Genomic DNA, 18157 nt, shown 5'->3' on the forward strand with positions numbered 1-18157 from the left:
GGGGTACTAGCGTACCTGATCGGCGTTAAGGCGGCTCTTTCGTTTTAATTTCGTGGTATAATCGTTCTATACGGAGGTTGAAGCGATGGAAACGAAAGACTACGAAACAAAAGGATACGATACGAGTATAACGTACGAATACAAGGAAATGCCGGACGTACGCGCAGGACGTTGCGATAATTGCGACTATACGTTATTTAAAAGTTCAGTTAAGCACGGGAAGTTTTTACGCGAATGCCGACGTTGCGGAATGAAAAAGAATATTTAAACGCAAAAAGAAAGACGCCTTAATGGGCGTCCTTTTTCGTTTTATGCTCCTCTAACGATACTTTCTAACGGACTAGCTCCTCGCGGCATCCCGTATCGTTGCGGAAATCCGCCTGGTTTTAGTTCTCCCATTCGCTTCACCTCCGATATAGTAAAATTATACCACGCGCGCTTTCCTTTTCGCACCTATATTCGACCATATCGCGTCCTGCTTCCGTTTATTCTCGGCAGCCTCCGGAAACATGCGAAAAAACTCGGCTTCGTCTTCGATCGGCTTTCGGAAATAATAGACGAGGTTCTTCGCGCCGCCTCCGTTCTCTACCGTCTGTATTAGCTGCGCCTGGACTAGCGTTTTGACCGCGTTACGATACGTTGAATCGCTCATGGCCAGCGCCCTAGCCGCCTGTTCTTGCGTCGGAAAGGCGTAGCCATAGTCCGCGTTATAAAACTTCAGCAGAAACGCGTATACCAACACGGCGTTACCGTTTAGTTTCGGAAAGTATTGATAATGCGTAAGAATAACGTTAGGAATGCCCGTATAGCCCGCCGCAGCATCAAACGGCAGAGCCTTCGCTTTATCGCTCATATAATCGTCCTCCACTTAAATAATATTCGACTTAAGCCGGCTTGCGGCGCTGCCACTCCGTCAATAAACGATCGAGTTCGGGCGTACGCGCATATTGCCAAAACTTCCGTAAAGTATTTTCGTTCAAGCCTACGCAGATATATCGTTGGTTATGGTCGCGCAGGAATTCGTATAGATTCGCAGAATAGCAGTAATAATAACCGTTTTGCATCCGGTCGCACCTCCGTAAATATATAAATAAAAAGGCGCCTATGCGCCCGTATGCTCTACCCTTTCGCCTGTTGCGATATTGACCGTAAACTGGCCGTCCGTACGTCCGTTGATAAAATCGTTGTAGCGCTTTCGGCGTTGCTTGTTGAGCGATTTAGCGCGCGCATCAACGAAAATAGATTCGTAGGTCGATAACGACCGACGCTTCGGTTCGGCACGATTGCGCCCCGTTTGGTCGTATTCTTCCGCAAATTTATCCGAAGCCTCTTTTTTATAGCGCTCGTCAAGTTGCGACTCACTCATGAACGGGTATTCTTCGCGCGTCATTTTATCCGGATGACGATCGGATAATTCTTCGTAAAGTTCGAGATTCGCCATACGTTCCAACGCAAAGGTATCGGGATGCTCGCCAATTGAATCGTAGTAGGCGTCGGACAGAGCCGTAATTTCTTCAATACGTTCCAGGCGCGATAGTTCACCGGCTTTTGTACGCTTATATAGTTCCGTGATCGTTTCGTGCAATAACGCTTTATCCATTAATACGTCCCCCTAATCGCGTAGCCTTCGCCATGGCTCGCCCAGTAATAATAAATGTCCGTAAGCTTATCGGCTGCCGCGTCAATGTGTCTCGATATCGTATCCTGTCCGACGCCCATGCGTTCGCCCGCCTCTGCTTGCGTTAGTTCGCCGAAGTAAACGAGCTCGATCGCCTGGCGCTGGCGGTCCGTTAAATTCGCTAGATCAAGCGCCTTGTGAATGTCGATAAGAATCGTAGCCGCGTCGTAATCTCCGCAACGCTTGCGACTGACGAACTTCTGATAATCGGCGAGTAATAGCTTAACGCCTTCTGCGTTATCGAGCGCATAGGCTGCGTCGAATTCGCGTTCCTTTCGGTGTAGATCCACCTTTACCGTTCCTATAACAATCGCCCCCTTATCGTTTGACTTTCGCCCTGAAAGCGAATATAATTTCCGTATAATGTATAATCGAGGTGGTTTCCGTGGTAATTAATTGGATATCAGCGCAGAATAACGACGCATATATAACGCTTGATTCGCAAAGAAGAATTTACATATCGTCTGGTGCTCGTAATGTTATCGGACTTCCTAACAAAGCGCCGTTTTATCTAACGCTTGGATACGACGAGGAATCGCGCCGGCTTGTTTGCGCAAAGCCCGAGAACGTAAAAGCTGACGTCGAACCGTTCAAGTTCGATAAGCGTTCGTATAATAAGTCCGCCAGTAAAGTGCTACAAACCGCAGGATTCCGCGAAGAAGATTTACCGTTGCGCTTCTACATGGTCGGCGAAGGTGCAGCCGCCAAACAGGCGTATATGGCGTATCCTGAAGGCGTTTATGCTTTCGAGTTGAGTCGTAGTTGATCCGCAAGCGCCCTTCCGATATACCACGAAACGCGCGAAGCAATTCCGTTCCCAACGATCCGATATTGCGCCGATAAGGAAATATCGTCCGGCAGAACGTAAGTGTCAGGCGCAGATTGGATTCGGAGACATTCGCGAACGGTGAAACGTCGCGGCTCAGGTTTGATATCGACTAGACCATCGGGTGCTCCTTTGGCGTAATGGGAAGTAATGGTGTACCCAGGCAACTTTAACTGACCCATCGGATGCTTTTTGAAATACGTTTCATATCCGCCTGAATTCATTCGAGACCTCACTCTCACACTCAACGGCTTAGGGTGGTGGTTCTCAATAGTTTCTGGCAAATCTCCGATAACATCCCGCAATACTCGCGTCTGATAATCGCCTTCTAACGGATTCGGAAACTCGAAGGTGAAGCCGAGGTCTTTCCGTATTCCAACGATAAACACGCGCTCACGCTTCTGCGCTACTCCGTAATGCCACGCGTTTACTACTTGCCAACTAATCTCGTAACCTATTTCGTTAAATTTCTCGATAAGCGCATCGAAGGTAGGTCGGTGGCGCTTCGATATCAACCCCTTAACGTTTTCGAATACGAAGGCTTTCGGCTGCTTTGCCGCAATGATTTCGAGATAACGCCATACTAATTTACCACGCTCTCCATCAGCGCCAGCGCCTTTACCCGCAACCGAGAAGTCCTGGCACGGAGGTCCGCCGAAAATAACGTCTGTGTCCGGTAAGCTGTCGATATCTACTGCGTTTATATCCGCCTGCTCAACGTGATCTCCGAAGTTATGGCGGTAAGCTTTAACGGCGTTCTTATCGAAGTCTAACGCCTTCACAATGTCGTAGCCTGCCGCCTTGAATCCGATTGCGCCAAGTCCTCCTCCACAGAATAATTCGAATACCTCAAGTCCGTTTGCCGGCTGTTGCGGTGTTACGTTAAATACCGTCATAGTATCGCCTCCATCAACGCATCCAGTTTCGCGTATAATTCATCGATCGTTCCGTCGTTTGTAATTTCGTAGTCAACTTCGAAATCCAGCAACGCAAGCTCGGTCGGATGCTTCAACGCCGCCAAGTCGAAGTCATCGCCGGCTTTTCTCGCGCGTTCAATCCGTAGGTCTTCCGGCGCCGTGATGCGTATTAGCGTAAAACCTTCGGAGCGCAGTCGGGCGTATTCGTTTGACTGCCGGCAGTCTTCGATCAGTACGCGGTTCTTTAGCATCGGCGCTAGGCCGCAACCACAGTCGCAAGTATGCCGCGCCAGGTAAGCGTCCACCTTCGGCATCAAAGCGTTAACCCAAACGTCTTCGCCGAATGCTTCTCGCACCCACTGGCCGAACTTTTGATAATACGCGCGCGGCTTCGGCTTTTCGGGTACGGAAGGGAAAGCGCGATGGAAGGCGGCTTTAAGTTCGTCGCCGAATGCGAACGGATGGAAATCGTAATGTAGCGATAAATAACCGGCGGCTTCCGACTTGCCTGCGCGTAACGGTGCGGTTAGGGCGAGTTTCATGGGCGCATCAACAACCTTTCGATAATTGCCGCCAATTCGTCCGCGGTAAATAACTTTTCGCCTTTAACTCCGGACGTACTTTCCTTCAACCGTTCCAATTCTTCGCCGAGCGTTCGGTTGTCTTTGTGCAGCGTGTCGATTTCGTTTTCAAGGCGTTTAGTTTTGTCGTACATACCGGAAAGAATCTTTTTGATTGCGTCGTCTCGCTCGTTATTTTCCCGTTTTAATTCCGCAACTTCTTTCGCTAAGTTTGCGACGACATCGATTAGATCGGCTGGCTGCGGTTCGTCGGCTTCGACCGGGACGAGTACGCGGTATTCCTGTAAATATAACGGAACATCTCTTCCGTCTGACACTCGCACATTAGCGTATAAACCGTATAACATATCATCCGACGAATAACTTTCAACCGTACCTACCTCACCAATTCGGAAGCTTCCGAACTCCTCCGAAGAATCATCGTCATCTACAACGATAACCTTCTCGCCAACTTCCGCCTTGCGGTCGGTTAATTCGTAGCGCTGACCGCCAATGTGGACGATGTCAGTCGGTTCGAGTACGTGGTATTCCTCATTAAGCAGGTATCGATCACACGTTGTCCTTACGCAACTAGAACCGCTGTTTTCTATGTCGAAAATATCTCCGTCACTATATGGTTTCTCTTCTCGAACGTCAGCGTCTACAATTACGATCTTCTCGTCGACCTTCGCCTTCCGATCGACCTCTACGTATTCGCGCTTGATGCCGCCAAGTGTTTCGTCAGCCAGTACGTGGATTTTAGCGTTAGTTTCCGTCATTTATTCCGCCTCCTTTTCGTCTTTTAATTCACTTCTCACACGCATTAGAATCTTGCCGAGTTTATTCTGTCCTCGTCCTCTACATACGCCCCATATAACGTCACCCCACGTGTTCCCCTCGATCAGTTCACACGATCCAGTATCGAGAAGACGCTTTCGAAGAACCTCGTTTTGTCTGAATTTCGCTGACACTATTTCATACATGTATTGCTCTTTGACGGACTCCCAATCGTCGCGCAGCTTTACGTTACGCCCCTTTCTCTTCGCGTGATTCGGAGGAAGTTCCGCGAATTGTTTCCGTATATCATTAGACAGTACTTTCATCGCTTGAAAGGCTGCTTCATTATTTTGATACGTAATGCCTTCGTATGTCACCGGTGCTGAATAGAAGTTACTAAGAAAATAAAACTTTCCGCGAAACTCATCTATTTTGTTCATATCCGATCGCCCTCCCGTTAATTTATTACGCGAACCTGCACCGACTGCCGTCCGAACTGTACCGCGTCGGCTTCTCGCGCAACTAATACGTCAATCTTGGCGCCCTTAATCGCCGAGCCCGTATCTTGCGCCACGGCTTCAAACGTCGTGCCGTCCGCCTGCTTTATTTCAACCGTCGAGCCCAATGCAATCACTGACGGATCGACCGCTATAATGCGCTTGCCGGCGTGGAAGATCGTTCCCGTAACGTCTATGCCGGTCGCTGTTACGCCGCTGCATCCTTCGGGGCAATCCGCCGTATAAGCCGATGCCTCGAACGTTTGCCATGGGCTTTGCTTCGCGGGTACCTTCGCGTTTGAATTTTCGTTAATGCTTTCGTTAGGTCGCGCCTTGGGCTTCGCTTTGACCTCCGCCTTTAACGCTGCCACTTCGTCTTCAAGCGCCTTGATGCGTGCGTCTTTCTTTTTCGCCTCAGCTTCCGCCTTTTGCAGCGCCGCCTCGTCTTCGGTGATGCGCGGAGGGTTTGGCGGTGGTGGCTCCGGCGGCTTGGCGGTCGGGTTCGTAAGTAATTGCGTTGACATCGCTAGATTCGTTAGTATACCGATGCTTACACCTCCTCGAAAAACTGCGAAGTCCATGGCTCAACGGCGACCACTTCGCGTCTTAGCGCTTCTGCCAGTTCGGTGATCTCTTTTTGCGCTCCTTTTCCGGGTTTCCGCTTAGAATAAAACGAAAGTAACGCGGTCAGATTCGCAGTCATTACGAGATTGGTTGCGGCTGCGTTCGGTAGGACGGCGCGAGCATCTTCTGCAGGTACGCCCACTTCACGCAAGTAATCGTAAGCATCCTGTATATCACGTAGAGCATTTTCGAATATCTCTCTCGCGTTAAACAGGGCGTCGCCTCCTCCGAATAAATCTAATTCTTTCGTGCAGGTCTTAACCTTTTCCGGAACCACGTAATCGAACCCGCCGATCTTATCATCGCTTCCCATTCGTACGTAGCGCTGTGACTGGACGCTGAAGCTAAATCCGACGCGATGGCGTGTAAGCTGCGCCAATAACGCTCGGCTGACGCCTTCAATCGCAAAGGTGAACGTTAGGTGTTCGAGGGTCGACGTGTGTTTGGACGCGAAGATATGTCGGAATAGCCGGTCGGCGTCCGTGCCTTCGCCGCCATCTGACGCTTTGGAGCCGAAATACTTGGCGCCTTCCTTTGCGACGATTTCGGTCGGCTTGTTGGCGCTGTAGCACGTTCTGATTGCGGTTAGGGCGACCGCTTGACCGTCGGTTGCTTCAAGTTCCTCTAACGAATTTAAATAATACGGCTGGTCTCCGTCATATCCGCCACGTAGTTCATAGTCGAATTGGCTTCGAAATTTTTCACTCAATTGCGTATGTGCGATTAGCTGTATGTTCATTTTGGTTTCCGCCATTTATTCGTCCTCCAATCGTTTTAATGCTTCGCCGTTTTCGCAAATAGTTTCGTTAATTAATAATCTGCGAGCTTTCTCCTTCGTAGTTATTCGAAATGTGCAATCGTCTTTTCCGTACATCTCACAGTTAACAACGTAATCGCGAAATAGGTCGTTCATATACTCGATGTCGCCGCATCCGTACAGCTTACCGTTTAGAAAACACGCATATATTTGCGTCATCTAAGCGTCTTCCTTCGCCAGTCTCTCTAGCACGCCGCCGTTTCTTTCGTTAGCTTTTTCGTAAGACTCCGCAATAACACCGCTACTCCCAAAACCGCCCGCACCTCGATCGCTATCGCCGAGCGCATCAACTTCCGTAAACACCGCCTGCTCGACCGGCTTGATTAACGCTTGCGCGATACGATCGCCTTTGCGGATGATGTACGAAAACTTCGGTAAGTCGCCGGTCATCCGGTAAATATCACCCGAAATCATCACCGGACCGTAGTCGGAAGGTAGTTCCGTATTTAATGGCGCTATATTATCGACAATCACTCCGACTTCTCCCGTATACCCGCAATCTACAGTACCGAGCTGCACGCGCAATTTAGTTTTCAACGTAATGCCGGATCGCGGTCGAATCTGCATTTCAAAGCCTTCCGGAATCTCGAACGCCAAGCCTGTCGGCACACACGCGGTAGCGCCCGGTTCGATAATTACGTCGGCCACCGCGACTAGATCGAAACCTGCGTCCGTTGCGTGTGCGTAGGTCGGCGTTTGAGCGTCCGGTGATAAGCGTTTTATATTTACGTTCATTTCGTTTCCTCCTTCGTAACGTCCTCATATATAACTGCGTATCAACTTTCCGTTTGGCACAACGCCTTCATAAATAGATGCGTATAAAGTTCGGAGACCGGACGCTTATTCCTCGAAATAAAAATCCGAATCTTTAAGCGCCTCGACCGTCGCCTTCTTATAGCCGTTACCCTTCTGCGAAAAGAAGTCGTGCGATTTCGTCTTCGTACTTAGTCCGTTCATTACGATCGGATTCGGCGTTTCGTCCTCGAAATACGGATCAAACGCGAGGTTTTGCAGCGCTTTATTCGCGTTATAGCGCATGAACCGTTTAACATCGTGCGTTAAGCCGACCGTATCGTAAAGATCCTCGGCATATGCGACCTCGTTTTCGTATAACTCCGTTAGCAAATCGACCGCAAAGTCGCGTAATTCTAACTGAACGCTATAAGCCTGGCGGTTATAAATTTCCTGCGCGAGCAAGCCGGTATAAACGCCGTGGATCGCTTCATCGCGAATAATAAGCGATATAATTTCGCCAGAGTTCGTGAGCTTGCCTTGACCCGCGAAATATAACGGATAGTAAAAGCCGCTGTAGAACAAAAAGCTTTCGAGATATACCGAAGCAACCAGCGCCTTATACAGCGAAATATCATCGCCGGGTTCAATCGCGTTGTACAAGCCGACGATACGCGCCGCCTTCCGCTGCAGGTACGGATTGGTCTTAACCCATTCGAAAACCTCGTTAATTGTTTCGGTAGGCGCGAGCGTCATGAAAATATTCGAATAGGATTTCGCATGGACAGCGTTCTCCATCATCGCCATGAAATTAAGGACGGCTTTACGTTGATGACCGTCGATGTGTTGCGCGATAGCCGGCATGCCTTCGTTGCCTTGTTCGGTATCCAGAAGCGTTAGGCCCGCAAGATCGCGCATGTATACGAGTTGCTCGGTAGGACTCAACGACTTCCACGTTAAGAGATCGCCATTTAGCGAAATCTCTTCCGGAAGCCAGAATTGCTTAACGTTCTGCGCGTAGAACATTTGTGTAAAGTCGTCTTCGTGGCGCGACCAATCGGCCGCCGTGTGGATTGCGTTTGCGTTCGTCAATTATTCGTCCTCCCGAAAAAAGTTATATAATTCCCCTTTACATGCGATAACGCACATGATATATTATAAACAATAGATGCGATAACGCACATTATAAGGAGGAATTCAAATTGGCTAAAATAATTAAGTTCCCTGGTAAATACGTAAGTGAAATGGTTGGTAAAAAAGTAATCAGTATAGACGGTCCAGGTCAAAGTGAGAACTCACCAGCAAAAACAGGAACTATCATCACTGAAACTTCTGAAATTTGGGGTGACTTTTGGATAGTTCAGTGGGATAATGGACATCAGGAACCGTATTATAAAAGTTCTATTAAACACATTAGTAAGATTTATGGAATTGGAGTGTACTATCAATAATGTCTGTGCTAGATAAAATAATGGGTGTAGATGAAGCCTCCGAATTATGGGGGCTTTCACCCGGTTATATAAAAAATCTCTGCGCTAATAACAAAATTGAATGTAAAAAGATTGGTAAGACGTGGATTATCTATAAAGATCAGCCGAACCCTAAAAAACTGTAAATTAATCCGTTTCATTAGATTCCGCTTGTTTGAATATTAATGATTTCATACGCGATCTTATCTGTTTTTCTTTCAACTTCTTTGCTATACATGAAGAAACCAGGTATTCTCTCCGCATTCTCATAAATCGCCCCTATTTGTTCGGAAAGCCGCTTAAGCTCTTGCCTTATTAATTTTGTGTTATCATCCACATGAAAAGGCTTAACGTCCTTTAAATTAAAATCTCCCCTACTTATCAATCTCTTAGCGGCTATTCCGTCGGTCGTATGTCTAACCATTACTTCGAATTCGTCATTTATTACTACTTTGACGGATTCTTCTTTGCGATTAACATACGCTTTTATTGTCCCTTGCATTATGTCATCCTTAGTTATACTGCGCATGATAAGCAACCTTCCTGACCCGTATCCTTCGTCCGCGCATAATACAACGTCTTGATTCCCCGATGATGAGCGTATAAGTCAATCCGATTCAGATCGCGCGTCGTCATCGTATCCTTCAAGAACAGCGTAAACGAAATGCCTTGGTCGACGTGTTGCTGAATCGTTGCGATCATATCGACGACCTTAAACATATTCATGTCGTACGCTTCCTTGTAGAAGAACCAATTCTGCGGCGACAACCCCGGCATAGGATAATACGTCTTCGAATTACCGTACGTACGCTCCTCGATGCGCTCCATAATCGGCATGACCGACGCCGTAGCCGACTGGACATACGAAATAGATCCCGTTGGCGCAATCGCAAGTCTGTACGAATGGTATAGGCCGTATTTACGAATGTCCTGCGATAATGCTAACCATTGCGTCCATTTCGGTATTTCGATACCTTCGAATAGTTTCGCTACTTTCTCTGTTTTAGGCGCAAACTCTTTTTGAACGTATTTGCGGAAATACTCACCGCTAGCATACGTTGATTCCTCGAAGCCTTCGTAGGTACTGCCGGTTCCTTTCGCTAGTTCCATTGACCGGACAAGCGACCAATAATTCACCAACGCGAAGAATACGTTAGCGAAATCGCGCGCTTCTTCCGATTCATAAGCGATACCGTTTTGCGCTAGATAGCCGTGTAGATTCATCGCGCCGAGTCCAATCGAACGCATCTCGCGGTTAGCTCGCGCAACAGCCGGCGCATTCTTGATATTCGAAGTTTCCGAGACTCGCGTTAGAGCATCAACGGACAGCTTAACGATCGTTTCGAAGTCGCCGTTTTTCATTACGTTTGCAACGTTTAGCGAGCCGAGGTTACACGAAATATCGAGGCCGATTTCGTCCGGTTCGCCATAGTCGGTGTATTCCGATACCTGCGACGCCTGAAGCACTTCGCTACAGAGGTTCGAGAACTTAACCTTCGAAATGTGATTGTTCGCATGCGGTGCGTTAACGTTTCCTTCGAACATGATGTACGGATATCCCGATTCGGATCGCAACACGGCAAGCTTTTCGAGAAGCTTCCGCGGATTGATCTTTTCCTTACGTACGGACGGATTATCAACGAGCTTATCGTACATCTCTCCGATATCCATTTCGTCTAAGTGTTGGCCATACGCTTTATAGACGGTGTGCGGATAGAAAACGTAAGCCGGCCGATCTTCTCGCGCTAACTCGATGAATTTATCCGGAATGACAACGCCGATCGATAACGTTTTGACGCGTACGTCTTCATCGGCCGAGATTTTTTTGGTCAGTTACCCCTGTATTTCTACAAGGACTGGACTATATCTTCGTCTACGTGAGACGCCTTGCGCTTCAACCGGTGCTAATCTCCGGCTTACTATTAGTCTCTACACCTTCCGAGCACCTATAATAGTTTTCGAATCTTGGGTTGTTCACGCGACTTGTTATAGTCGTTCGGCTTATTCCTAACTGCCGGCTAGCCTCTGACATTGAGTAATAAAAAACACCGTCTATATAAATTCCTGCTTTATTACCGTTGTTCAAACGTAGCTTTAAGCGCTCATCATCTGATTTTTTCCGCCCCTTGTGCGCCTCTGACATTTTTAGTCTCGTTTCTTTCGTGTGCTTTCGCCCATCAAAGCGTTTAGTTATTTTACTGCGCATCTTCTCCATGTGCTCCGCGTTGTTATACCATGGATTGTTTTCTCCTGAATTTATTTCAGATAGTTTTTTCTTTACACCCTCGCTATGCGTTCGGCCAAACATGGGATTCTTATCACCTTCATAAGACATACCAAATGCATTGCAATATAAGTTGTATCTTAGAGATTCGTCGGACCTGTCTATCCAATATTGCTCTGCTTCAAACAATTCATGGCGATCAATTTCCTCGAAGCTCTGTAGTACTTCAAACTCAAAAGCTTTTTCTCCGAACGAATTATATTCCTCTTGCAGAGGGCGGTTGTGGTGTACGCCTCTTCTGAGTAAGTTAAAATGATCCCTCTTTCTTTTGTCAGAATCGGAACTACTTCCGATATAAACCTTTCCATTCTTTACGTTCGTGATTTTATAAACAGCCTTCACTTTTTTCACCTCCTTTAGTGCTCGGCTTGGCACGGGATTGCCACCACCTTTACGTGCTGAGGTTCCCCCGTTAGCCCTCTAATGAGGACACCGCTTTTGCATGCGTTCACAAGGTTTTCACTACCCAATCGCTTGGATAGGCGACTACCATTTAATCGAGAAAATCGTTAATGTCCGCATGGAATACGTTAAGGTACGCTGCGCCGGAGCCCTGCCGCTGACCCATCTGATCTGCGTAACGGAACGCATTATCGAGCAGCTTCATAACGCCGACTACGCCCTTCGTCGCGTTCTCTACGTCTTTGATCGCCTCGCCTTTCGCACGGATCTTCGATAAATTCAACGACACGCCTCCGCCTACTTTCGATAGCTGCATCGAGATCCCGACGGCTCTTTCGATGTCATTCAACGAGTCGCCTACTTCGAGCAAAAAACACGAAACTAATTCGCCCCGACGTTTCCGGCCGGCATTTAAGAACGTCGGCGTTGACGGTTGATATTCCTGACGCATCATAAGATTTACGTACTCGATCGCCTTGGTTGCGTCTCCTCCCGCAAAGAACAACGCAACAATAGAAGCGCGATCTTCGTAGCGTTCGAGAATCTTTTTGCCATCGTTCGTCTTAAGCGCATAGTCGTTGTAGAATTTGAACGCGCTCATGAACGAAGGGAATCGGAATTTGTGCGCATAGGCCGCCTGATAGACCGCCTTGATTTCATCGAACGTATAGGCGTCGAGAAATTCGGTTTCGTAGTAATCGTTATCGCGTAGGTAGTCGAGCTTTTCGCGAAGGTCGTGGAAAAATACGGTGTTTTGATTTACGTAGTCGATAAAATAAGCGCGGACGGCTTCGATATCCTTTTCGAATTGGAACCGGCCGTCCTTCTGTATCATAATTTCGTTATTAAGTTCGATATAGCTTGCATGTTTATTCGTCAAGCGCATTCACCCTCTCGATAAATTGTCGTACATCTGCGTCCGTGCCCGCTAATTCAAAGCGCCCGACTATCGGCACGCCGTATTGCGCCTCAATCACATCGGCCGCCTTTGCGTAATTATCGCCCCAATTGCGGTTCCCCGACGCAGCCACGCCCGCAAGATAGTCGCTGTTATCCGCGAGGAAATCCGAAACCGTGCCGGCAACCTGACCGAAGCCGTACGTACCGGTCACGCATACGAACGGCTCGGCGAGCATCAGGCCCGGCTTAATTTCGACGGCGGCCAGACCGGTCTTAGCGACGAATCGGCGGACGTTGCCTGTCAGCGAATAGTAAGCGATCAGCATCCGATCTACCCCTTCCGTCTCTCAATTTCCGCCTCAACTTCGTCCAGACGCGCCTGTGTCCGTTCTCGCTCGATACGCTCCTCGATTAGTTTCCGGTCGTGGAAGCTGATGGCGGTATCACTTTCGATCAGTTTTTCGTTAAGCCAGCGTCTCATATTTCGCAAACCTTCGTCAGTTGCTCCGTGAATCATTCGGCCGTTCCCTCCGTTTCGCGCTCGCGTTTATATGCGCGGTATGGTTCGACGATCAGCCATAGGACAAAACGGACGATTCCGTAAAGCCCGACGAGAAGCAGGCCGAATACGGCCGCAATCGTAAAGATCGCTTTTGCTACGGGAGATTCTATCGCCCATATCAGAAATCTGACTAATAGAAAAAACGTTGCGATTGTAAGTATCCACGAAAGCGTTTCGATTAATCTCCGCTTAAACATTCGCATCACTTCTCCTTTACCGTCATTATATTTTCGTAGCTCGACATGAACGGAATACGGAAGCCGACCGTCTTGAATTCGTACGTCTTACCGATTTCGATCTCCGCGTACAGATCGCTGGAATTAAACTTCCGCGCAAATATCGCGTCGGTATTTTCGAACACTTTTGCGTTACCTTTCTCGTCATCTCCGAAAATCAGATACTTCGAGGAATCGTCAGACGTTTTCGTTTCTTTGTCCGTCACCTTTATTACGTAAGTGTTTTCGTTATGGTAAGACGCAATCGTATACGCCGGCGCTGCTACCACGAAAACAAATACGAACAATGCGATTACCGCGATAGTTACCCATTTAATTAAGCGCTCCATCATTCCGCCTCCCCCGGTTTTATAATCTTCTCGCGGACAAGATACGAAAGCCCAATCGCCACCGCATCTGATTCGTCATCTGTCCGAAATGTAAAGTCGGCCGGGAGCGAAAGTATCCGCCGTACTCCCGCCTCTACTTCGTCTTTTGATGCGCTGCCTTTTCCGGTTACGTCCTTTTTAACCGTTGTCGGCGTGATCTCCACATCCGCCTTATAGCCGTATTTACCAAGCGCTAAGTCGATGACGGCCCACGCACCAAACACCGTTTGGGTCGATCGCCTATTGCGCCCTTTCGTGTAATGCTCCCGGACAACAACGTCGAACGGTCCGTGTTCGTGCAGAACCATCGTTGCCGCTGCCTCGATATAGGAATACCGGTGACTGTCCGGCGACTGGCTCGTCGTGCTTACAGACGTTACGTGTACGAGATTCACGCGCGGACCTGACTTCAGCCGTTTGACTTCGAGGACCGCGAAGCCGGGATTAGTCGATATATCTAACGCTAGAATGCGGATAGGCTTGGTGCTAGTCATCTAATACCGCCTTCCACCCTGCGATGAGCCCTAAAATAAGGGAGATAGGAACCGATAGTGTAGCGCTTACCTCCGGATTAATTAGCGATATCAAAAAGGTAACGAGAGTCGATAACAATACCGCAATTAACGTGTAAAGAATAAACCTCGCCATCAAACCGCCTCCCCTTTGCGTACTTTTTCGATAAACTCTAGCGCATCTACTAATCGCTGTTTTTTCCAGTCTGGTAATCGCGATCTAAGCATCCGACTCTTCAACGAATATAAATCGGCAAGTTCCTCGTCAGTCAAAGCTAGCGCAGTCGAGCGTTTGTATTCGTAATAATCCCACTCGAACAGATCCAACGAAGGCACTTGCGAAAGTCTGACCGCCTTAGCTACGTTGGCGAACTTATCAAACGTCTTCTCACGATCCTCTTGCGTAATAAAGATTCCAAACGTTTTATTGCGGTTAAGGTCTTGGTCCCACTTTACGCCGTACGTCAGATGGTAAAGGACGATGTAGTAATCTAGGTCGTACATTTCCGAGTAACAAATCGTCTGATCTACGTGGCTCGACTTCGGTTTATCCTTCCTCTTAAACTCCGAGTAGCTTTTTTGAAACGACTTTACCTCGAGTCCTACGCGGTACTCTCGGCCATCATCTGCGGTGTAGATTAAGATTCCGTCTGGTAACCCGTTTAGAGCAAACTTTTCTCCGTTGTGTTCAACTTCGTGCATTACCTTAACGAAATGCTCGAACTTCGGCTCACCTCGGGCTGTCCGTTCAAAACGAAACTTCGGCTTTAAACCCGTCAACCTTTTATAATGACGTTCGGCAAGTAATACCTCACGCTGAATATAATCGCCGACCTGCGAGCCGAGTGCCGTCCAGTTTCGTTGGTTTGGCGTAGGTGCTTGTGGATCACGCATTGCCTTACGCGCTTTCTCGTATAATTCACGCTCCGATTTACTCGCTCCGCTCGGCGAAAATGCAGGCCGCGGCGTTCCGTCCGGTGCCTTCTTCCAACTGAAATAACCCGGCTCTGCCTGCTCGCGTAAAATCCGCGCATATTGCTCGTGTAATTCAGCGTCCATTAACTCGTCATAAGGCTGTGGATGTTTATGGAATTCGTATAGCATATCGTTAAACTCTTGCGCGATAAACTGAGCGAATTCTTGTTCCTCGGTTTGTTGCGGCGCTAAATGGGCGCGCAGTGAATTTGCGGCTGATCGTGCGTTTGCGTTCGTCAAACTGCCACCCACTCTGTTACTACGACTTCGCGTTTTTCTACTTCGGTAATTTCGGCCGGATCGTCGGCTCCGTAAATTTCGCTGTCATACGTCCAGTCAGTCCATTCAGATCCGGATCTGCCAATTTCTCCGCGATAATGTTTATTTCCATCGGTGAAAATAACGGTTTTACTTTGGTACTTGTGATCGTACTCCCATCCGCTTTCCTCTACGACTGTATAGGTCACATCGTCGATATCAATTCCGCCCTCAAACGCCATATCTTCCAGTTGTTCAATCGTCAATTTAACCAATTAAACCGCCTCCTTATTTTTAAACCATTCTTCTACGGGCACGCCTTCGCCCCATTTGCGCATGACTTCGATATCCGTACCGTTTGGCACAACGTCTCCCCAACGGTACGAGTTAAGCATGATATCGCGAATTTCTTGCGCTTCTTCCCACGTAAAATCTTCCGGAACTTCGAAAATTAGTTCGTCATGCACCGTTGACCACAGCGCCCATCCCGGTTTGTTAGCGCAATACTCGTGCGCTTTAATCATCGTGACTTTCGTTTGAATAGACGACGATCCCTGCACGCGGGCATTTGTCGCTTGTCTCAATGCGCGATTAATCCGCGAGTTATGCTTTCTTGCGTCTTCATATTTCGGGTCATTCCATTTTCCGTACGGAATGTTTTTGCGCGGTAATTTCGCATCAGGCAGCCGGCGTTTACGCGCTTTTAAGTCCGCCCATACATATCCGTTCTTACGCACAAATTCTTCGTTCTCTTTAAGCCACGCCGATAAATCCGGCATACTTCCGAATAGCTCCTCCTTGAACTCGGTAGCTTCTTTCTTACTAACGCCTAGCATATCCGCGAGTGAATAATCGCTCATACCGTACAATGTCGCAAGCCAAGCAACTTTCATTCGCTTACGCTCTTTCGTATCAGAACCGTCAGGGTTTTTGTAAACTTCCTCGTACGGACGCTTATAAAAGTTCGATGCCATCGTAGCGTAGGGATCTCGCTCTGCTAAAAAAGCGTTTATCAGTACTGGCTCACCCGATAAATACGCCACGCATCGTATTTCCTGCGCTTTAAAGTCGGCGCCTACTAGCACCTTTCCGGGAGGAGGACCGAACATTGGACGTGCTTCTTGCGGCTGATTTTGCACGTTAAACCCTTGCTGCGTTTTATCCTCTTCGTCCTTACCGGAGCTGAACCGTCCCGTAACGGTTCCCATCGGATTGAACCGCGAATGCCAACGCTCAGTTGTCGGATTCTGCTTTGTAGGTAGCGTATCAATGTACGTGCCGCTTAGCTTAACGATATTTTTATACTCGAGAAGTTTAGCGATGATCTCGAGGTCGTCTTTCAGCGGCTTGAGTGTTTTCTTCGCGTCCATATTCGGTAGCTCCTTGCCGATCGCCTTCGAAAGTGCGGGCCGCATCTGATGGGTCGAGTTTAGATTTATCGGTTCGTCTCCTTCATGGAACGGCGTCAACTCTGCGACTAATTCCTTACGCAACTCTTCCGCGCGCTTATGAAGCTTTTCTCCGTATTCTTTCGCAAAATCCAAGTCGAGAATATAGCCATTAGCTTCTAAATCGACGATTACGTACAGTAACGGAACTTCAACGGTTTGATAATAGTCCAAAATCGTCGGTATTTTCGCCATGTGATAACGCTGAAATTCGTACAACTTCCACGTTAATTCCGTATCCTTCGCTGCGTAAACTAACGCTATATCTAAAGGTACTTCTTTAAATTGCGTGTTCTTTCCGAATAGAGCATCAAATGTGTCCGCCGGTGTTTTTAGATATTTAGGCGCCAAGTCTTTTAATTTAAATGATCCAACTCCGCCCAGCGTACGATCGTCTTCGTTTTCATTAAGTAAATGCATCGCGGTCATCGTATCCCAAACGACGCCTTTAAGGTCGAATCCATGCCGGCGAAGCATCGCAATATCGAATATCGCGTTGTGTAAAACCTTGCCGATTGATTCGTCGTTAAATACAGGCGCCAGCCCTTCGAGTACATATTCGCGACTTAGCTGCTCGCAATCAACGTGCTCTACCGGTATATAAACGTGCCAGTCAGCGTTTGGCAATGTCAGCGAAAGCCCCACGATTACGTCCGTATAAACATCTACGCCGGTTGTCTCGGTATCAACTGCGATTATTGTTTCGTTATTTAACGCCTTAGTCAGCGCCTGAAATTGTTCTTCAGTCGTAATTAATTCGTAATTATCCGGCGTGTTCTCGACCATCTGCCGCAAGGTTTCTTCGCGCTGGGCTTCCTGTAGTGTCTTCCATAGCCGGAGCGCCTCCGCCTTGCTGAACGCTTTAGGATTGCCGGCCTTGTTCACGCAGTCAGCCGGATCACGCGCTAGTTTGCCCGCATCCATGGCCGCCTTGACTTCGGTTAGCCGGTTGCGGTCGGCATCCGATAGCTTCATCGCGAATATCTTACGCCAGCTTTCCTCGATCGGCTCGGCGGTTTTGGCTTTCGCCTTCCGCTTGGCCGTCGCCTGGACCGCGTCCGTTTTCGGCGCAGCCGGCTTCAGCGCGTTCAAGTTTAACCGTAAGCCTTCCATCCGTCGTCCTCCTTCCTCGCGAAGTAATTGCGGGTTACTTTTCGATTGTATCTGCTACGGTCATAATACCGAACGCAATGACAGCGATAGCCGCGATAGGCAACGTTGCCCAAGGCGATTCATTTGCGCCATGACCCGCTGAGAATGCGATTGATATCCCGAGCGCATAAGATAGCGCGCGTTCTTTTTTCCGATTCATAAA

General features: G+C 48.3%; 28 protein-coding genes and 2 pseudogenes. 4 read left to right on the forward strand and 26 right to left on the reverse strand.

Annotated elements, in window-relative coordinates:
- The first annotated feature begins 85 nt into the window (after positions 1 to 85).
- Entirely contained in the window at positions 86 to 268 is a 183-nt protein-coding gene (locus MKY10_RS14400; RefSeq protein ID WP_268402162.1) for a hypothetical protein, read from the forward strand.
- A 156-nt stretch (positions 269 to 424) separates the two neighbouring features.
- On the opposite strand, the gene MKY10_RS14405 is transcribed toward MKY10_RS14400, so the two are convergent.
- From MKY10_RS14405 to MKY10_RS14415, 3 genes are all read right to left on the reverse strand, one after another.
- Entirely contained in the window at positions 425 to 868 is a 444-nt protein-coding gene (locus MKY10_RS14405) for a helix-turn-helix domain-containing protein (RefSeq protein ID WP_339225906.1), read from the reverse strand.
- A 234-nt stretch (positions 869 to 1102) separates the two neighbouring features.
- Positions 1103 to 1600, reverse strand: coding sequence for a hypothetical protein (locus MKY10_RS14410; RefSeq protein ID WP_339225907.1), 498 nt, complete (start codon positions 1598 to 1600; stop codon positions 1103 to 1105).
- Positions 1600 to 1968: a sigma factor-like helix-turn-helix DNA-binding protein gene (locus MKY10_RS14415; protein WP_339225908.1), complete on the reverse strand. Its 369-nt coding sequence runs from the start codon at positions 1966 to 1968 to the stop codon at positions 1600 to 1602. Before MKY10_RS14415 ends, MKY10_RS14410 begins: the two co-directional genes overlap by 1 nt.
- A 95-nt stretch (positions 1969 to 2063) precedes the next feature.
- Here MKY10_RS14415 and MKY10_RS14420 point away from each other — a divergent pair, with 95 nt between their 5' ends.
- Entirely contained in the window at positions 2064 to 2444 is a 381-nt protein-coding gene (locus MKY10_RS14420; protein WP_339225909.1) for a hypothetical protein, read from the forward strand.
- On the opposite strand, the gene MKY10_RS14425 is transcribed toward MKY10_RS14420, so the two are convergent.
- The 9 genes from MKY10_RS14425 to nrdF form a co-directional block, all read right to left on the reverse strand.
- On the reverse strand, positions 2417 to 3400 hold the full coding sequence (locus MKY10_RS14425) for a DNA cytosine methyltransferase (RefSeq protein WP_339225910.1): 984 nt from the start codon (positions 3398 to 3400) through the stop codon (positions 2417 to 2419). The genes MKY10_RS14420 and MKY10_RS14425 overlap by 28 nt on opposite strands.
- Complete coding sequence (locus MKY10_RS14430) at positions 3397 to 3963, reverse strand: dephospho-CoA kinase (RefSeq protein WP_339225911.1); 567 nt, start codon at positions 3961 to 3963, stop codon at positions 3397 to 3399. The genes MKY10_RS14425 and MKY10_RS14430 overlap by 4 nt, the downstream gene beginning before the upstream one ends.
- A complete protein-coding gene (locus MKY10_RS14435) occupies positions 3960 to 4760 on the reverse strand; it encodes a hypothetical protein (protein ID WP_339225912.1) in 801 nt (266 codons plus the stop codon). The genes MKY10_RS14430 and MKY10_RS14435 overlap by 4 nt, the downstream gene beginning before the upstream one ends.
- Positions 4761 to 5198, reverse strand: a complete 438-nt coding sequence (locus tag MKY10_RS14440) for an NADAR family protein (RefSeq protein WP_278072012.1) — start codon at positions 5196 to 5198, stop codon at positions 4761 to 4763.
- A 17-nt stretch (positions 5199 to 5215) separates the two neighbouring features.
- Complete coding sequence (locus MKY10_RS14445) at positions 5216 to 5779, reverse strand: 3D domain-containing protein (protein ID WP_339225914.1); 564 nt, start codon at positions 5777 to 5779, stop codon at positions 5216 to 5218.
- 26 nt (positions 5780 to 5805) lie between these two features.
- Positions 5806 to 6633, reverse strand: coding sequence for an FAD-dependent thymidylate synthase (gene thyX, locus MKY10_RS14450; RefSeq protein WP_339225916.1), 828 nt, complete (start codon positions 6631 to 6633; stop codon positions 5806 to 5808).
- Positions 6634 to 6855 carry a hypothetical protein gene (locus tag MKY10_RS14455; RefSeq protein ID WP_326285136.1) on the reverse strand — a complete coding sequence of 74 codons (222 nt, stop codon included), beginning with the start codon at positions 6853 to 6855 and terminating at the stop codon, positions 6634 to 6636.
- Complete coding sequence (locus tag MKY10_RS14460; RefSeq protein WP_339225917.1) at positions 6856 to 7431, reverse strand: deoxyuridine 5'-triphosphate nucleotidohydrolase; 576 nt, start codon at positions 7429 to 7431, stop codon at positions 6856 to 6858. It abuts the gene before it with no gap.
- A 105-nt stretch (positions 7432 to 7536) separates the two neighbouring features.
- A complete protein-coding gene (gene nrdF, locus MKY10_RS14465; protein WP_339226494.1) occupies positions 7537 to 8502 on the reverse strand; it encodes a class 1b ribonucleoside-diphosphate reductase subunit beta in 966 nt (321 codons plus the stop codon).
- Between the two features lie 128 nt (positions 8503 to 8630).
- On the opposite strand from nrdF, the gene MKY10_RS14470 reads away from it, so the two are divergent.
- Positions 8631 to 8879, forward strand: coding sequence for a hypothetical protein (locus tag MKY10_RS14470; RefSeq protein WP_339225918.1), 249 nt, complete (start codon positions 8631 to 8633; stop codon positions 8877 to 8879).
- Positions 8879 to 9043, forward strand: coding sequence for a helix-turn-helix domain-containing protein (locus tag MKY10_RS14475; RefSeq protein WP_339225919.1), 165 nt, complete (start codon positions 8879 to 8881; stop codon positions 9041 to 9043). The genes MKY10_RS14470 and MKY10_RS14475 overlap by 1 nt, the downstream gene beginning before the upstream one ends.
- Positions 9044 to 9057: 14 nt before the next feature.
- Here the strand turns inward: MKY10_RS14475 and MKY10_RS14480 are convergent, their stop codons facing one another.
- The 14 genes and pseudogenes from MKY10_RS14480 to MKY10_RS14545 all read right to left on the reverse strand — a co-directional run bounded on the left by MKY10_RS14480 (position 9058) and on the right by MKY10_RS14545 (position 18154).
- The gene (locus MKY10_RS14480; RefSeq protein ID WP_339225920.1) at positions 9058 to 9426 is read right to left on the reverse strand and encodes a hypothetical protein; all 369 of its coding nucleotides are present in this window, start codon (positions 9424 to 9426) and stop codon (positions 9058 to 9060) included.
- Positions 9414 to 10727: pseudogene (locus tag MKY10_RS14485) on the reverse strand (ribonucleoside-diphosphate reductase subunit alpha); the annotation flags it as partial. The gene MKY10_RS14480 and the pseudogene MKY10_RS14485, both read right to left, overlap by 13 nt.
- Before the next feature lie 64 nt (positions 10728 to 10791).
- Positions 10792 to 11523: an NUMOD3 domain-containing DNA-binding protein gene (locus MKY10_RS14490; protein ID WP_013351534.1), complete on the reverse strand. Its 732-nt coding sequence runs from the start codon at positions 11521 to 11523 to the stop codon at positions 10792 to 10794.
- Positions 11524 to 11677: 154 nt separating this feature from the next.
- Positions 11678 to 12469: pseudogene (locus MKY10_RS14495) on the reverse strand (ribonucleotide reductase N-terminal alpha domain-containing protein); the annotation flags it as partial.
- Positions 12453 to 12809 carry a class Ib ribonucleoside-diphosphate reductase assembly flavoprotein NrdI gene (gene nrdI / locus MKY10_RS14500; RefSeq protein WP_088030620.1) on the reverse strand — a complete coding sequence of 119 codons (357 nt, stop codon included), beginning with the start codon at positions 12807 to 12809 and terminating at the stop codon, positions 12453 to 12455. The pseudogene MKY10_RS14495 and the gene nrdI, both read right to left, overlap by 17 nt.
- Positions 12810 to 12814: 5 nt before the next feature.
- Positions 12815 to 13000, reverse strand: coding sequence for a hypothetical protein (locus tag MKY10_RS14505; protein WP_025851616.1), 186 nt, complete (start codon positions 12998 to 13000; stop codon positions 12815 to 12817).
- Entirely contained in the window at positions 12997 to 13242 is a 246-nt protein-coding gene (locus tag MKY10_RS14510) for a hypothetical protein (protein WP_088030621.1), read from the reverse strand. The genes MKY10_RS14505 and MKY10_RS14510 overlap by 4 nt, the downstream gene beginning before the upstream one ends.
- A 5-nt stretch (positions 13243 to 13247) precedes the next feature.
- Positions 13248 to 13610, reverse strand: a complete 363-nt coding sequence (locus MKY10_RS14515; RefSeq protein WP_088030622.1) for a DUF1523 domain-containing protein — start codon at positions 13608 to 13610, stop codon at positions 13248 to 13250.
- Positions 13610 to 14143 carry a crossover junction endodeoxyribonuclease RuvC gene (locus MKY10_RS14520; RefSeq protein ID WP_339225921.1) on the reverse strand — a complete coding sequence of 178 codons (534 nt, stop codon included), beginning with the start codon at positions 14141 to 14143 and terminating at the stop codon, positions 13610 to 13612. Before MKY10_RS14520 ends, MKY10_RS14515 begins: the two co-directional genes overlap by 1 nt.
- Positions 14136 to 14297 (reverse strand): hypothetical protein, encoded by a 162-nt coding sequence (locus tag MKY10_RS14525; protein ID WP_164965946.1) that lies wholly within the window; start codon positions 14295 to 14297, stop codon positions 14136 to 14138. The genes MKY10_RS14520 and MKY10_RS14525 overlap by 8 nt, the downstream gene beginning before the upstream one ends.
- Positions 14297 to 15376 (reverse strand): hypothetical protein, encoded by a 1080-nt coding sequence (locus tag MKY10_RS14530; protein WP_153986719.1) that lies wholly within the window; start codon positions 15374 to 15376, stop codon positions 14297 to 14299. Before MKY10_RS14530 ends, MKY10_RS14525 begins: the two co-directional genes overlap by 1 nt.
- Positions 15373 to 15669, reverse strand: a complete 297-nt coding sequence (locus tag MKY10_RS14535; protein ID WP_339225922.1) for a hypothetical protein — start codon at positions 15667 to 15669, stop codon at positions 15373 to 15375. The genes MKY10_RS14530 and MKY10_RS14535 overlap by 4 nt, the downstream gene beginning before the upstream one ends.
- A complete protein-coding gene (locus MKY10_RS14540; protein WP_339225923.1) occupies positions 15670 to 17727 on the reverse strand; it encodes a DNA polymerase in 2058 nt (685 codons plus the stop codon).
- A gap of 262 nt (positions 17728 to 17989) precedes the next feature.
- Positions 17990 to 18154, reverse strand: coding sequence for a hypothetical protein (locus MKY10_RS14545; RefSeq protein ID WP_157670121.1), 165 nt, complete (start codon positions 18152 to 18154; stop codon positions 17990 to 17992).
- Between the last annotated feature and the right edge of the window lie 3 nt (positions 18155 to 18157).

Origin of the sequence: Bacillus sp. FSL P4-0290, from assembly GCF_037975435.1 — a bacterium.
Taxonomy (GTDB): Bacteria; Bacillota; Bacilli; order Bacillales; family Bacillaceae; genus Bacillus; species Bacillus subtilis.

Bases quoted from the DNA above. Each gene is read 5' to 3' on its own strand.
- MKY10_RS14525 (WP_164965946.1), bottom strand. From the start codon at position 14,297: ATGGCGAGGTTTATTCTTTACACGTTAATTGCGGTATTGTTATCGACT.
- MKY10_RS14430 (WP_339225911.1), bottom strand. From the start codon at position 3,963: ATGAAACTCGCCCTAACCGCACCGTTACGCGCAGGCAAGTCGGAAGCC.
- MKY10_RS14445 (WP_339225914.1), bottom strand. From the start codon at position 5,779: ATGTCAACGCAATTACTTACGAACCCGACCGCCAAGCCGCCGGAGCCA.
- MKY10_RS14425 (WP_339225910.1), bottom strand. From the start codon at position 3,400: ATGACGGTATTTAACGTAACACCGCAACAGCCGGCAAACGGACTTGAG.
- MKY10_RS14410 (WP_339225907.1), bottom strand. From the start codon at position 1,600: ATGGATAAAGCGTTATTGCACGAAACGATCACGGAACTATATAAGCGT.
- MKY10_RS14400 (WP_268402162.1), top strand. From the start codon at position 86: ATGGAAACGAAAGACTACGAAACAAAAGGATACGATACGAGTATAACG.
- nrdI (WP_088030620.1), bottom strand. From the start codon at position 12,809: ATGCTGATCGCTTACTATTCGCTGACAGGCAACGTCCGCCGATTCGTC.
- MKY10_RS14475 (WP_339225919.1), top strand. From the start codon at position 8,879: ATGTCTGTGCTAGATAAAATAATGGGTGTAGATGAAGCCTCCGAATTA.
- MKY10_RS14520 (WP_339225921.1), bottom strand. From the start codon at position 14,143: ATGACTAGCACCAAGCCTATCCGCATTCTAGCGTTAGATATATCGACT.
- thyX (WP_339225916.1), bottom strand. From the start codon at position 6,633: ATGGCGGAAACCAAAATGAACATACAGCTAATCGCACATACGCAATTG.
- MKY10_RS14505 (WP_025851616.1), bottom strand. From the start codon at position 13,000: ATGATTCACGGAGCAACTGACGAAGGTTTGCGAAATATGAGACGCTGG.
- MKY10_RS14510 (WP_088030621.1), bottom strand. From the start codon at position 13,242: ATGTTTAAGCGGAGATTAATCGAAACGCTTTCGTGGATACTTACAATC.
- MKY10_RS14545 (WP_157670121.1), bottom strand. From the start codon at position 18,154: ATGAATCGGAAAAAAGAACGCGCGCTATCTTATGCGCTCGGGATATCA.
- MKY10_RS14455 (WP_326285136.1), bottom strand. From the start codon at position 6,855: ATGACGCAAATATATGCGTGTTTTCTAAACGGTAAGCTGTACGGATGC.
- MKY10_RS14515 (WP_088030622.1), bottom strand. From the start codon at position 13,610: ATGGAGCGCTTAATTAAATGGGTAACTATCGCGGTAATCGCATTGTTC.
- MKY10_RS14440 (WP_278072012.1), bottom strand. From the start codon at position 5,198: ATGAACAAAATAGATGAGTTTCGCGGAAAGTTTTATTTTCTTAGTAAC.
- MKY10_RS14480 (WP_339225920.1), bottom strand. From the start codon at position 9,426: ATGCGCAGTATAACTAAGGATGACATAATGCAAGGGACAATAAAAGCG.
- MKY10_RS14435 (WP_339225912.1), bottom strand. From the start codon at position 4,760: ATGACGGAAACTAACGCTAAAATCCACGTACTGGCTGACGAAACACTT.
- MKY10_RS14460 (WP_339225917.1), bottom strand. From the start codon at position 7,431: ATGAACGTAAATATAAAACGCTTATCACCGGACGCTCAAACGCCGACC.